Origin of the sequence: Citricoccus sp. NR2 (genome assembly GCF_027594385.1) — a bacterium.
Lineage (GTDB): Bacteria > Actinomycetota > Actinomycetes > Actinomycetales > Micrococcaceae > CmP2.
This window is the reverse complement of record NZ_CP115154.1, coordinates 1317339-1330200: the sequence shown is the minus strand read 5'-3', so window position 1 is coordinate 1330200 and position 12862 is coordinate 1317339. Positions and strand designations below refer to the sequence as shown.

General features: G+C 64.5%; 13 protein-coding genes. 7 read left to right on the top strand and 6 right to left on the bottom strand.

Annotation, left to right across the window (positions count from 1 at the left end; all coding sequences use genetic code 11):
* Window positions 1-203 precede the first annotated feature (203 nt).
* Together O1A05_RS06215 and cmtR (O1A05_RS06210) are read right to left on the bottom strand one after the other, a co-directional pair.
* Complete coding sequence (locus O1A05_RS06215; protein ID WP_270107182.1) at window positions 204-806, bottom strand: cadmium resistance transporter; 603 nt, start codon at window positions 804-806, stop codon at window positions 204-206.
* Window positions 803-1162 (bottom strand): Cd(II)/Pb(II)-sensing metalloregulatory transcriptional regulator CmtR, encoded by a 360-nt coding sequence (cmtR, locus tag O1A05_RS06210; RefSeq protein WP_270107181.1) that lies wholly within the window; start codon window positions 1160-1162, stop codon window positions 803-805. The genes O1A05_RS06215 and cmtR (O1A05_RS06210) overlap by 4 nt, the downstream gene beginning before the upstream one ends.
* Window positions 1163-1355: 193 nt before the next feature.
* Between cmtR (O1A05_RS06210) and O1A05_RS06205 the strand changes: the two genes are divergently transcribed.
* The 3 genes from O1A05_RS06205 to O1A05_RS06195 are packed head-to-tail and all read left to right on the top strand — an operon-like array spanning window position 1356 to window position 4172.
* Window positions 1356-1952 (top strand): recombinase family protein, encoded by a 597-nt coding sequence (locus O1A05_RS06205; RefSeq protein WP_010534181.1) that lies wholly within the window; start codon window positions 1356-1358, stop codon window positions 1950-1952.
* A 7-nt stretch (window positions 1953-1959) separates the two neighbouring features.
* Window positions 1960-3357: a Mu transposase C-terminal domain-containing protein gene (locus tag O1A05_RS06200; protein ID WP_270107180.1), complete on the top strand. Its 1398-nt coding sequence runs from the start codon at window positions 1960-1962 to the stop codon at window positions 3355-3357.
* Window positions 3354-4172 carry an AAA family ATPase gene (locus O1A05_RS06195; RefSeq protein ID WP_270107179.1) on the top strand — a complete coding sequence of 273 codons (819 nt, stop codon included), beginning with the start codon at window positions 3354-3356 and terminating at the stop codon, window positions 4170-4172. Before O1A05_RS06200 ends, O1A05_RS06195 begins: the two co-directional genes overlap by 4 nt.
* 490 nt (window positions 4173-4662) lie before the next feature.
* Here O1A05_RS06195 and O1A05_RS06190 read toward each other — a convergent pair whose 3' ends face one another.
* The gene (locus O1A05_RS06190) at window positions 4663-5331 is read right to left on the bottom strand and encodes a hypothetical protein (RefSeq protein ID WP_270107178.1); all 669 of its coding nucleotides are present in this window, start codon (window positions 5329-5331) and stop codon (window positions 4663-4665) included.
* Between the two features lie 497 nt (window positions 5332-5828).
* Between O1A05_RS06190 and cmtR (O1A05_RS06185) the strand changes: the two genes are divergently transcribed.
* From cmtR (O1A05_RS06185) to O1A05_RS06175, 3 genes are all read left to right on the top strand, one after another.
* Window positions 5829-6188 (top strand): Cd(II)/Pb(II)-sensing metalloregulatory transcriptional regulator CmtR, encoded by a 360-nt coding sequence (gene cmtR, locus O1A05_RS06185; protein WP_270107177.1) that lies wholly within the window; start codon window positions 5829-5831, stop codon window positions 6186-6188.
* The gene (locus O1A05_RS06180; RefSeq protein ID WP_270107176.1) at window positions 6185-6787 is read left to right on the top strand and encodes a cadmium resistance transporter; all 603 of its coding nucleotides are present in this window, start codon (window positions 6185-6187) and stop codon (window positions 6785-6787) included. Before cmtR (O1A05_RS06185) ends, O1A05_RS06180 begins: the two co-directional genes overlap by 4 nt.
* 253 nt (window positions 6788-7040) lie before the next feature.
* Entirely contained in the window at window positions 7041-7835 is a 795-nt protein-coding gene (locus tag O1A05_RS06175; protein ID WP_168887355.1) for an AAA family ATPase, read from the top strand.
* Between the two features lie 33 nt (window positions 7836-7868).
* Here the strand turns inward: O1A05_RS06175 and O1A05_RS06170 are convergent, their stop codons facing one another.
* Window positions 7869-10079, bottom strand: a complete 2211-nt coding sequence (locus tag O1A05_RS06170; protein WP_270107175.1) for a sigma-70 family RNA polymerase sigma factor — start codon at window positions 10077-10079, stop codon at window positions 7869-7871.
* Between the two features lie 171 nt (window positions 10080-10250).
* Here O1A05_RS06170 and O1A05_RS06165 point away from each other — a divergent pair, with 171 nt between their 5' ends.
* Window positions 10251-11420 carry a calcium:proton antiporter gene (locus O1A05_RS06165; protein WP_270107174.1) on the top strand — a complete coding sequence of 390 codons (1170 nt, stop codon included), beginning with the start codon at window positions 10251-10253 and terminating at the stop codon, window positions 11418-11420.
* Between the two features lie 17 nt (window positions 11421-11437).
* On the opposite strand, the gene O1A05_RS06160 is transcribed toward O1A05_RS06165, so the two are convergent.
* On the bottom strand, window positions 11438-11695 hold the full coding sequence (locus O1A05_RS06160) for a hypothetical protein (protein ID WP_270107173.1): 258 nt from the start codon (window positions 11693-11695) through the stop codon (window positions 11438-11440).
* 21 nt (window positions 11696-11716) lie between these two features.
* Window positions 11717-12856: an NAD(P)-binding domain-containing protein gene (locus O1A05_RS06155; protein ID WP_270107172.1), complete on the bottom strand. Its 1140-nt coding sequence runs from the start codon at window positions 12854-12856 to the stop codon at window positions 11717-11719.
* Window positions 12857-12862 lie beyond the last annotated feature (6 nt).

Here is a 12862-nt window from a genome sequence, read left to right as displayed (position 1 = left end):
AATTCTACCGGCTGTAGAAGAACGGGCCGGACTCCGGGCTACACCGCCAGCAAGGCTGAGCGATGACAGCCCGCCGGGGTCTTCCGGTCGGCGGATTGGCGTCACGGGTGCTCAGTCTCCTCAGTGGTCAAGGCGCGCAATGCAATTTGCGGCACGGGGAAGGCGGGGCCGAGCCGCTCGGGGTGAATGCCCGGCCCCGCCACTCAGAGCCCGAAAGCTCCGCCGCTGACGAGGATCACGATGCCGAGGCCGATGAGAACGATGGGGAAGAGGATGTGCTCCCAGCGTTCGAGCACTTCGGCGATCGGGGGGCGGGTGGCGACGAACTTGGCCAGCACCACCAGTACCGCGACCAGCGCGAGGAACACGAGGCAGTAGGCGACCACGGCGCCCGGGCCGACGCTGAGGAAGACCGGGACGTAGACGCCGATGTTGTCCCCGCCGTTGGCAAGGGTGACGCCTGCGACTGTCCACACGCCGACCTTCTTGCCGGCAACCTTGGCCTCGTCGTCATCGTCGTCATCGTCTCCGCGCCAGGTCTGCCAGGCCGCCCACAGGCCCAGGCCCAGCGGGATGAGCCCGAAGTAGGGGATGACCTCCGGGGGCAGGAATGCCCCGGCGCCCAGCGAGATGAGCACGGCCGCGCCCAGGATGCCGATGAACCCGAGGTATTGGCCGATCAGGATGCGGGCGGTGGTCCCGCGCTGGCCCGCGCCGCGGGCGAAGAACAGCGAGAGCACGATGATGTCGTCGATGTTCGTGACCAAGAACAGGCCGATCGCCTGCAGGATCGAGGACAGGATCATGCCGCCCCCTCCGCATCGCCGCAGCCAGGCACCGAGCAGGCCGGGTCCAGGCACGGGGCGCTCTCATCCACCGCCAGGGTGACCTTGACCAGCGCCGTCAGCGCCCGCGCCAAGTGCGCATCGGCGATCTCATACCGGCTCTGGCGGCCCTCGGACACCGCGACCGCGATCCCGCAGTCCCGCAGGCACGCCAAGTGGTTCGACACGTTCGACCGCGTCAACTCCAGGTCCCGGGCCAGTTCCGCCGGGTAAGCGGGATGGTCGAGCAGGGTCAAGATGATCCGGGATCGAGTGGGGTCGGCCATCGCCCGACCCAACCGGTTCATCACATCCAAACGAGAATCTAAAGTCAGCACCCGCTGAACTATACAGCGCGCACTGAACACTCGGTCACAGGCGTCAGCCCAGATCGCATGCCCGTAAGGGGAACCCTCACCGGACACCACCGCTACTTATCGAGAGGAACGACGGCACGCCTGGCGGGCTGTCCCGTAAGACCCGTCCGGTGAACTGTCCGGTGAAGGGAGGCTATATGACACACTGGGGAGCATGTCCCCCTTGAAGGTCGGCTATGCCCGAGTCTCCACCGACGAGCAGGACCTAACCGCACAGCGGGACGGACTCGCGGCGTTCGGCGTCGATCCGAAGCGCATCTACGTCGATCACGGGCTCACCGGCCGCAACGCCGACCGTGAGGGCCTGAGGCAGGCGCTGGCTGCCTGTCGGGACGGCGATACGTTCGTGGTCACCAAGCTCGATCGGCTGGCACGTTCAGTCCGTGATGCCCACCAGATCGCCGACGACCTCGCGGCGCGGGAAGTGAAGCTGAGCATCGCCGGATCGGTGTACGACCCGACCGACCCGATGGGCAAACTGTTGTTCAACGTGCTGGCGATGGTCGCCGAGTTCGAAGCCGACCTCATCCGCGCCCGCACCCGCGAGGGGATGAAGGTCGCCAAGGCCAAGGGCCGGCTGCGCGGGAAGTCACCGAAACTCACCCCCCGGCAAGAAGCTCACCTCGTCCAGCTACATGCTGCCGACGAGCACACCGTGGGCGAGCTGGCCGAGCTGTTCAGCGTGGGCCGCTCCACGGTCTACCGCGCCCTTCAGCGCGCCGAGCGCGGGCGCGAGAACGCCTTGCAGTAGGTGCGTCGTGGACGCTCAGCAGCGGTGGCGAATCCTCAGGCTCCACGTCGAGGACCAGGTGCCCCTCGCGCGCTTAGCTCGCGAGACCGATGTAGGGCTGCGGACCCTGGAGCGCTGGCACGCCCGCTACCGCGCCGACGGCTACGCCGGACTGGAGACAGCCTCACGGGCGGACGCCGGCTCCCGCCGCCTTCCGCCCGACCTCGTCGACCTGATCGAGGGCCTGGCACTGAGCAAGCCGCGGCCGGCCATCGCCACGATCCATCGCAAAGTCACGGGCATCTGCGCCGCCCGGAGGTGGCCGGTCCCCTCCTACTCGGTGGTGTGGGACATCGTGCGGACCCTGGATCCCGGTATGGTCACCCTCGCCCTGGAGGGCGCAGCGTCCTACCGCGACAAGCACGAGCTGGTGCTACGCCGGCAAGCAGAGCTGCCCAACGCGATGTGGCAATCCGATCACACCATGCTCGACATTCTGGTGGTCGGCACCGACGGCAAGCCTGCGCGACCGTGGCTCACGACCATCCTCGATGACTACTCCCGGGCGATCTGCGGTTATACCGTCTTCCTGGGTGCACCCTCGGCGATGAACACCGCGCTGGCGTTACGGCAGGCGATCTGGCACAAGACCGATCCGGCCTGGCCGATGTGCGGCCTGCCCGACGTGCTCTACGTCGACCACGGCAGCGACTTCACCATTGACCAGCTCGCCCACACCGCCGTCGACCTCCATATCCGACTGATCCACTCCACGGTTGCCCGCCCTCAAGGTCGCGGCAAGATCGAGCGCTTCTTCGGCACCGTCAACACCGAGCTACTCTCTGGGCTGCCGGGATACTTGGCCCCGGGACAGCCAAGGCCGATGCCGCAACTGTCGTTGGCAGAACTCGACTCCGCCGTCGAGGGCTTCGTGTCCACCTACAACGACCGCACACACAGCGAGCTGGGTATCTCCCCGCGCGGCGCGTGGATCGCCGATGGCTGGCTGCCCCGAATGCCCGAGAGCCTGGAAGACCTCGACAGGCTGCTGTTCACCGTCGCCAAGACCCGCGTCGTGCGCCGCGATGGCATCCGCTTCCAGGGCCTGCGCTACGTCTCGCCAACTCTGGCCGGCTACGTCGGACGCTCGGTCGTGATCCGCTACGACCCCCGCGACATCACCGAGATCCGCGTCTTGGATCACGACGAATTCGTCTGCAAGGCCGTCAACCAAGAGCACCACGACCAGAAGGTCAGCCTCAAGGAGATCCAGGCCGCGCGCAACGCCCGCCGCCGGGCGCTGCGAGCCGGCATCAACGAACGCATCGCCCTCGTGGCCGCACCTACCGAGACGCCACGGATCACCGAAGCACCGGCTCCGGCGCCGAGGTCGGCGTTGAAGATCTACAAGGAGGACCTCAGGTGAGCCAGCGCTTCATCGTCACCAAGGAGCACCGCCGCTTCACCGAGTTCGCCGACGCCGTGCGCCGCGGGCACACCATCGGTTTGTGCTTCGGATCAGCCGGCGTAGGAAAGACACTCTCCGCGCGCCGCTACGCACACTACGAGAAGGCTCATGACCTGCTGACCTACTGGGGGCCGCGCTCCGACAACGACGCCAAGATCTACGCCGCCTTGAACCGGAGCCGCACCGTGCTCTACACCCCCAGCGTGCTGACCACCCCGCGGACCCTGAAGGACGAGCTGACCCAAGCCATCACCCGCACCAACATGTGCATCGAGCAGCACCTCGTACCTCCCGGCACGGCCACTCCCGAGGCCTGGGGATGGCGACACGGCAGGAACTACGTGGAGCTGATCATCGTCGACGAGGCCGAACGACTGCGTCCCGCCGCTCTGGAACTGCTGCGCGATCGCTACGACCGCGACGACATCGCCCTGATCCTGATCGGCATGCCCGGCCTGGAGAAGCAGTTCAGCCACTACCCCCAGTTCTACAGCCGAGTCGGCTTCGCCCACCAGTACCGGCCCCTGGGACAAGACGAACTGCTGTTCGTCCTCGAGCGACACTGGCGATCCCTCGGCCAGACCCTCGACCCCGACGACTTCACCGACGCCCAAGCCATCGCAGCCATCGCACGGATCACCCGCGGCAACTTCCGGCTCCTCGAACGCCTCTTCCCCCAGATCCAGCGGGTCCTGAAGATCAACGAACTCGACACCATCACCAACGACGTCATCGAAGCCGCACAGAGCACCCTGGTCATCGGTGTCACCTGACCCCGCCACGAAGCGACCGAAGAACCCCGCCATTCAGCAGACGAAGTCACACAGTATGAGCACCCTCTACACCAAGAACGGCCGTCCACTGCGCAGGGAGGGCGATCGGCTTTACTCCCGCTCCGGTATCTATATAGGCAAGATATATGAGGACCGCGTCTACCATCCCAATGGTCACTACGCAGCGACGATCATAGGCGACAGGGTCGTTTATCGGGCCACGCATAGCGCAAGAATCAAGGGGCCTTCCACCAGCGCAAACCGAGTCGGCATTGCCACGGCAGATCGGGTCCCAAGCGCGATTTTGGGGGACGAGCCGAACTTCCCGAACTAAGGGCAATGCGGCACTAACCCCAAGATAACCGCTGGACGGACGGGGTCTTAGGCGCTGACGAGCGTCCTGCCGCCGCTGGGGCCGGTGGTCAGCGCCTGGGCAACCGCTTGTCCGAGGTCTTCGGTGGTGACTGGTTTGGCCCGCTGGTACCGGGTGCTACCAGGTTCGATGGTTCTTCCCTTGCGCCACCTCGCGCGCCAGCCGACCGAGTCGCTGCGAGTTCTCGCCGGGCCATCCGTTGGCGGCGGCCCATTCCGTGATGGCTCGTTCGTCGAGCTCATGGCCGGCGGCGTGAAGTCCGCGCAGTGCTTTAATCACGTCGCGCTTCTCATAGCCGCTGTCCACTGGGTTCGCGTGATTAACCACCAACGTCAGATGTCCGAGCGCTTCGACGGTTTCCGCCCCTAGCTCGGTGACCTCCGAGTTGCGTGTCCAATAGGGCACGAAGTCCGGCTCGTGCAAGACCTCTGCGCCAGTCTCTTTGGCCCAGATTGGCAGACCGTGCCCCCAACGCACCACGCAAAGGGCGGTGATGCCGCGTCCGGTCATGATACGACCAAGGTCATCGGCGTGGGCCCACATCGCCAGCACCGGGCCATTCGCAACGGAAAGGCCTCCTCCACGTTCGACGGCTGTCCTGACGCCGGGGCGGGAAGTGTACGCGCGGACGAGTTCGTTGCCAGTGAGATCGCGCTTGGCCTTGGCCCACACGGTTACTTGCTGGCCGTGTGCAAGGTGTCGACTGCACCATTGGATGGCGGCGCGGAGTCCTTCATCAGACTGGTCGGAAATCGCCGTCGGATAGCCGACTTCTGCCTTGGTCATTCTCGCTCCTTGCCTTGATAGCCACATGTGAAGTGGAGATCCTGTACCGATGATGACAGGGATGGCGGACATGCTTGATTAGCGGACTGTTCGGCTGCACGCCCTCGAAGTATTGGCCCAGCCGCGGCAGCAAGGTCACAACCGGTGTCAATGTAGGTACGGCTCTAGACGTATCTGTCCACTGCACACCATGTCATCTCACACATCTGTGGGACGGGCATACCTGGTTAGACACTCGTGCCCCCATTCCTGGTCGGCCGCGCCCCTCAGGAGTTCACCTGCGCCGTGGCCGGCGGCGGGCACCGGCGCGTGGCAGGGTTGAACCGATGAGCCTCGGCCGAGGCGCTGACCGGGGCTATCGAGACGACTGACTTGGTTCTCTGCCGGCCGCAATCCTCGAGGGGGCATCGCGACGCCCGTCGCGGGCTTGGAGCAGCGTAGTCTCTGGCGGGCCTTCTTGGTTGCTACGGTTCATTGAGCACTGTATAGTTCAGCGGGTGCTGACTTTAGATTCTCGTTTGGATGTGATGAACCGGTTGGGTCGGGCGATGGCCGATCCGACCCGGTCGCGGATACTGCTGACCCTACTTCAGGGCCCCGCCTACCCGGCCGAGCTGGCCCGGGACCTGGAGTTGACGCGGTCGAACGTGTCGAACCACTTGGCGTGCCTGCGGGACTGCGGGATCGCGGTCGCGGTGTCCGAGGGCCGCCAGAGCCGGTATGAGATCGCCGATGCGCACTTGGCGCGGGCGCTGACGGCGCTGGTCAAGGTCACCCTGGCGGTGGATGAGAGCGCCCCGTGCCTGGACCCGGCCTGCTCGGTGCCTGGCTGCGGCGATGCGGAGGGGGCGGCATGATGCTGTCCTCGATCCTGCAGGCGATCGGCCTGTTCTTGGTCACGAACATCGACGACATCATCGTGCTCTCGCTGTTCTTCGCCCGCGGCGCGGGCCAGCGCGGGACCACCGCCCGCATCCTGATCGGCCAATACCTCGGGTTCATCGGCATCCTGGGCGCGGCCGTGCTCATCTCGCTGGGCGCCGGGGCATTCCTGCCCCCGGAGGTCATCCCCTACTTCGGGCTCATCCCGCTGGGCCTGGGCCTGTGGGCGGCCTGGCAGACCTGGCGCGGAGACGATGACGACGATGACGACGAGGCCAAGGTTGCCGGCAAGAAGGTCGGCGTGTGGACAGTCGCAGGCGTCACCCTTGCCAACGGCGGGGACAACATCGGCGTCTACGTCCCGGTCTTCCTCAGCGTCGGCCCGGGCGCCGTGGTCGCCTACTGCCTCGTGTTCCTCGCGCTGGTCGCGGTACTGGTGGTGCTGGCCAAGTTCGTCGCCACCCGCCCCCCGATCGCCGAAGTGCTCGAACGCTGGGAGCACATCCTCTTCCCCATCGTTCTCATCGGCCTCGGCATCGTGATCCTCGTCAGCGGCGGAGCCTTCGGACTCTGACGTAGCGGCAGCGATCCAAACGGCCCCGACCGGGCGCACCCCTCTCGGTTCAGACCGCGACACCTACCTGCAGCCAGTCCTGCGTGATCGCGGCAACAAGACCGCCACGGAGCGCTGCAAAAACCCCGCCACCAAGCGAACGAAGCCACAGACTAGCCCCAAACACAGTGTCCTAAACAAAGACGACGACGGCCGCCGATTCCTCACCGGCGATTTCAGGGAGGTCAACAGCAGCGCCCCGCCACCGCCCGAGATGCCGCCATTCCAGATCACCCACGAGCACCGCCGCTTCGCTGAATTCGCCGACGCTGTACGCGCCCACCGCTACATAGGCCTGTGCTGGGGGCCACCCGGGGTGGGCAAGACTCTTTCGGCTCGGCACTACGCCGGAACCGATGAGTGGGAACAATGGGAAAACATCTTCAATGACGATCTGGGCCCGGTACCCCAAGGTGTGCTCGATTCCCGCACCGCGGTCTTCACCCCCACCGTCGCCGCGACTACTCGGCAGATCGACCAGGGCCTTCCTCGAGCCTGTCAGCAGATTTCTTTCGCCGTGGACTTCGCTGAACACGGGACCGTCGATCCCTTCGTTCACACCGAGTCCCGCTCCAGCGGACGCACCGAACTGCTCATCATCGACGAAGCCGACCGGCTGAAGACCACCGGGCTTGAACAAGTCCGTGACTACTTCGACCATCACCACATGGGCGTCATCCTCGTCGGTATGCCCGGCATCGAGAAACGCCTCGCCCGCTACCCCCAGCTCTATAGTCGCATCGGATTCGCCCACGAATACCGCCAGCTGACCCCGGAGGAACTCACCGCAGTCCTGACCAGACGACTGCCCGCAGCCAAGGACGAAGGAGATGGCGGCGTCGCCCACGCGACAGCCATCGCCACCATCGTGCGGATCACCGCCGGCAACTTCCGCCTCGTTGACCGGCTGCTCACTCAGATCGAACGTGTCCAAACAGTCAACAACCTCGAATCGCTAACCCCAGAGGTCGTCGAAGCCGCACGGCAAGCCCTCCTCATCGGCCATTAAGTCGGCCATTAAGCGCTGCGAAAACCACGCCACTTATCTCTGCGACTCACAAATAATCTCGTCCGTGGAGAATGCTTCCAGATCAACCAGAATGTCCTCGAGCCGTTCGAATACCCCATCGACCAGCTGCTCCCGCGCCAGGGAAAGAACTCTGCTGTCGGCGGCCAGAAGAGTCTCGATCTTTTCTTCCGGCAAGCCAACCTCTTCGGACAACTGCTTCGACGTGGGTCGTGACCCCCGTTGCTCTGCCAGGGATCGATCCACTGTCCTGATTTTCGTCAGGTTCTCAACGACATGGACCGGAAGCCGAATCAGCCGATCTTTATCTGCGAGTCCGCGCGCGATGGACTGGCGGATCCACCAGGTGGCATATGTCGAGAACTTGAGGCCGAGCCGATAGTCCCACTTCTGAATCGCACGGATCAGACCAAAATTTCCTTCTTGGATGACATCGATGAAGTCCATCCCCCACGGTGCGTGTCGCCTCGTGTACTTTTTCGCCAGACTGACCACCAGACGAAGGTTGCTGTTTACGAACCGATCCATCGCATCACGTCCTTCGGCAGCCAAACGCTCCAAGAACCGGATCTCCCTGCGCGGAAGTCTCGCCGCCGATTCGAGCCGCTTCTGTGCCGTCAGCCCCACCTCGATGGCACGCCCCAGCGTCACTTCCTCGTCGGCGTCGATCAAGGGGTAGCTCGCCGCACGTCGCAAGTAGTCAGCGACGATGTCGTCAGTGAGGATGAGGGATGACAGTTGTTCCTCAGGGCCGTCCTCGTCGTCCCACGGCATCCACAGCTCGACGTCAGATTCTTCGACGTCGGACACCTCGATGATCGGGTCCGGTCGCGGGGTCTCGTCCGCGGGTTGCGGCACCACAGCAGCAGGCATCTCGGGCGCAAGAAAAGCCAGGAGCTCGTCCAGGTGCCGTTCCAAGTCGAAGTACGAAAACTTCCGCGCGAAGGGCAACACATTGGGAAGAAAGTTCCCCTGCTGCGCAGGGTCCTCGATGGTCCCTCGCGCGTAGAGGTACACCAGGCGTCCGCGTTCACCGTTCTCACGACGCCGAATCACACGTCCCAAACGCTGAATCAGCTGGCGTTCCACCCGCGTCCCTGCGGTGATGACAGCCAGTTCCGCTGCGGGGACGTTGACGCCCTCATCCAATACGCGTGGGGCACACAGTACATCGAGTCGGCCCTCGGCGAACCTGCTCATCGTGATCACCCGGTCGGCTTTCGACATGCTCGACATCACTGCGCCAGCTGTGATGCCATTCGACTCGAGAACACGTACGGAGTTCAGAGCGGAGAGCTGCGACGCGCCAAATATCAGGGAGCGGTCGGCGCTTTGAATCGCAGGCGTCAACCGGCGCAGAGCATCAAGCTTCGCTGATGATTCAGACAGCAATTGCTGCCGTGCCGAAATATTCTTCAAGAAGCGTCGCGCAACCGCTGACTCCGGGCGTCCATGTTCCTGCCCTGCCAACTTCTTGACGAGTTCAAAGAAGGCAGAATCGTCGGCATCATCGACATCGACGTAATTTCTCAGCGACCGCTGGTCCTTGGAAATATCTTCAGCCAGGGTTTCGTAGAGACTCTGTTCGTTTGCGGGGAGCCGAACGCCGACCAAAGCAATATCGAAAGGCGAGATGACACCCTGTCTCAGCGCCTCGTCGTACCAGATGCGGTAGATGACCCCGCCGAAGTACCGGTCGAGGGACGGAGCGCTGTTGCCAGCGTGTGAGTAGGTCGCCGTCAGCCCCAGCCGCCATGCGTATGTCTGCTGCAGGGCGCGATGGAAGACCTTTGCGGCGTAGCGATGACATTCGTCGGCGATGATGAGACCGTCCTGATACTGGCGCAACGTCTCGTGCTCGGCCGCCGAATTCACGATGGCGATCAGCACGTCACAGGACGAGAAGGAATCGTCACGGCCTCCGCCCAGCCGCCCGATGCGCACGCCGGGCAGATCCCGACGCACCGAGGCCGCCCACTGCTGCTGCAGCTCCAGCGTCGGAACCAGGATCAACACCTTCATACCGGTGCGCAGCGCTTCATACGAGGCCGCGATTCCCAGGCGCGTCTTGCCGGCGCCGGTCACGGCCTCCACCACGCCCTGACAGGATCTCGCGCGCCACAGCTGCAGTGCCTGACGCTGCCAGTCATATAGACCCGGATACTCACGATCCGCCGTCGCCAGCACGGGAATCGATCGAGACTGTCGTTCTTCTATGTCGGACATGAAAACCCCTGAAGGACCAAAGGATGTTGTCACAACTGAATCTAACTGTGAGGACGGACACGATAAGCCGACCGGGTCGGTATGAGAAGCTGGATGGGTACGTATCCGGCGGGACGACCCGCACGGTAACCCTCACGAGCTGGGACGACCCTGCAGAATCGGTCGAACATCGTGACCTCTGTGACCTTCTCCTCCACCCTGCGCACCGTTCTCACCCGCGGCGACCTCGCTCGTCTCGCCCTCGGCTGGGGTGCTTTCGCTCTCCTGGTGTTCGCCGGCCCGCTGCTCGGTGACGCAGGATCTTTGGCCACGTGGACACTGTTTACCGTGCTCGCGGTCATCATCGGCGTCATCGTGGTCTGCGCCTTCGGGGTGGTCACCCAGGCGGAGCATCTGGCGCACCGGCTGGGCGACCCCTACGGCACCCTGGTGTTGACCCTGTCCATCGTGCTGATCGAGGTCATCCTGATCTCGGCGGTGATGCTCGGCCCCGGCGATCATGCGACCATTGCGCGCGACTCGGTGTTGGCGGTGTCGATGATCATCCTGAACCTGGTGGTCGGGGTGGCCCTGCTGGTGGGCGGATCCCGCCATGCGAACCTGCAACCGAATAGCACCGGGGTGTCCGCGTATCTGTCACTGCTGGTGGTGTTGGGGACCGTGGCTTTTGCGCTACCGCAGCTGATCGGGGAACAGGGTGCGTACACGGCGGGCCAGGCCGTGCCGGTCGCGGTGCTGACCGTGCTGCTGTACGGATTCTTCCTGTACCGGCAGATGGGCCCGCAACGCCGCGATTTCCAGGAAGTCGACCTCGCTCACCCTTCGGGTCGAGCGCCGGGCTCCGACGGTTCCCATGCGGCGAGTGTCACCGAGGTGCTGCGCATGCACCGAGCGGAGATTCTCAGCCGGGCGGTGGTGCTGGTGCTCACGGTGATCCCCATTGTGTTGCTCTCCCACGACATGGCAGCCCTGCTCGACGTCGGTTTGGACCGCTTGGGGGCTCCCGTGGCCCTCTCCGGGGTGTTGATCGCGATGATCGTGTTCTTGCCGGAGACGATCACGACGTTCCGCGCGGCCTGGGGTGGTGAGATCCAGCGCGTGAGCAACCTCTGCCACGGCGCCCTGGTGTCCACGGTGGGGCTGACGATCCCCGCGGTGCTGACGATCGGGCTGCTCACCGGCCAGTCGGTGATACTCGGCGATGATCCGACCGGGCTGGCTCTGTTCGCCGTCACCCTACTGCTGACGCTCACGAGTTTCGCGGGCAAGAAGGTCAGTGCGCTACATGGTGCTGCTCATGTGCTGCTGTTCCTGCTCTACGGAATCACCCTGTTCACCTAGGGTGGCCGCACGGCCCGTTACTCTGAGGCGGACTCGGCCGCGGAGCGACCTGCCTGGTTGAGGTGGTCGTCCACGTGGTCCACGGCGGCCTGGATGCCCTGACCCGATTCGAGCTTCGTGAGCCCCTGTTCCAATACGGCGCGTAGATCGGCGGAACGCAGGTCCTCGTATTCGTGGTTCGTGAGCTCGGAGATCAATTCCTGAGCGACGGCAGCACGCTCAGCCCGGGTCAACGACCGGGCTGCGTTGAGCACCTCAGGAAGATTTGATTCCATACCACTAGTCTACGCAGTGTTTCAAGGGGTCGAAACTGTCACGACGTCGTGGGCGAGCTGCTTCTCGATGGCGCGCACGGCGTCGCGGCCGGCCCGGTTGGCACCGACCGTCGACTGCGATGGGCCGAAGCCGATGAGGTGCAGACGCGGCTCAGCGTCGGCCTGGGTGCCACGCAGTTTCACCCCACCCAGATCGGTGCGCAGCTGCAGGTCTTCCAGGTGGCGCAGGTCCCCCTTGAAGCCGGTGGCCCAGAGGATGGCGTCGACCGAGGTGAAGGACCCATCCGCCTCGCGCACCCCGTGTGGCTCGATAGCAGCGAACATGGGACGCCGGTTCAGGGCTCCGCGTTCGCGTGCAGCGCGTGTATAAGGCGCATCCGGGGGTAGCCCGGTATAGGAGACCACACTGCCGGTGGGACGTCCGGCTTCGACGTCGGCGGTCACGCGCCGGATCACGTCGCGTCCATATTCCATGTCGAATTCGTCCGACATCCATTTCACCGGTGTGCGGGTGTACCAGACCGTATCGGTGACCCGCGAGATTTCCTCGAGTTGTTGCAGCGCCGAGATGCCGCCGCCTACGATCGCGGTGCGCAGCCCTCGGAACTGCTCCAGGCTCGTGTAGTCCCGGGTGTGTAGCTGCAGGCCTTCGAAGGTGTCGGCTCCGGGGTAGGCCGGCAGGGTCGGATTGTTCCAGGTGCCGGTCGCGTTGATCAGGTACTCCGCGTGCCAGGTGCCCTGCGAGGTCTCCACAAGGAAACCGTGCCGGCCGGAGGCGTCGTCGCGCGTGACCCGCTCGACCGTGACCGGGCGCAGAATCGCCAGATTGAACTGAGTTTCAAACTCCCCGAAGTACCGTGGCACCGCCTGATTGCTGGGTTCCTGTGGGTTCATCTGCGGCTTCGGCATCCTGGGCAAATCGAAGATGGCGTTGAGGGTGCCGACGCGCAATGATTCCCAACGGTGCTGCCAGGCGCCGCCGGGGCCCGGGTTCGCATCAAGCAACACAAAAGTGTGCGCGCCGTCGGGGTGCTCGAGGGCACTGTCGAAGCCCGAGCGCTGCAGGTGGAAGCCCGCCGAAAGCCCCGCCTGACCGGCGCCGATCACCAGCACCGTCACATCCCGGACGCCCGACTCTGTGTGTACTGAGTTTTCCGCCATCACACT

Excerpts from the sequence above, each read along its gene's own strand:
- O1A05_RS06215 (WP_270107182.1), bottom strand. The coding sequence starts at position 806 with ATGATCCTGTCCTCGATCCTGCAGGCGATCGGCCTGTTCTTGGTCACG.
- O1A05_RS06205 (WP_010534181.1), top strand. The coding sequence starts at position 1,356 with ATGTCCCCCTTGAAGGTCGGCTATGCCCGAGTCTCCACCGACGAGCAG.
- O1A05_RS06190 (WP_270107178.1), bottom strand. The coding sequence starts at position 5,331 with ATGACCAAGGCAGAAGTCGGCTATCCGACGGCGATTTCCGACCAGTCT.
- O1A05_RS06180 (WP_270107176.1), top strand. The coding sequence starts at position 6,185 with ATGATGCTGTCCTCGATCCTGCAGGCGATCGGCCTGTTCTTGGTCACG.
- O1A05_RS06175 (WP_168887355.1), top strand. The coding sequence starts at position 7,041 with ATGCCGCCATTCCAGATCACCCACGAGCACCGCCGCTTCGCTGAATTC.
- O1A05_RS06170 (WP_270107175.1), bottom strand. The coding sequence starts at position 10,079 with ATGTCCGACATAGAAGAACGACAGTCTCGATCGATTCCCGTGCTGGCG.
- O1A05_RS06160 (WP_270107173.1), bottom strand. The coding sequence starts at position 11,695 with ATGGAATCAAATCTTCCTGAGGTGCTCAACGCAGCCCGGTCGTTGACC.
- O1A05_RS06155 (WP_270107172.1), bottom strand. The coding sequence starts at position 12,856 with ATGGCGGAAAACTCAGTACACACAGAGTCGGGCGTCCGGGATGTGACG.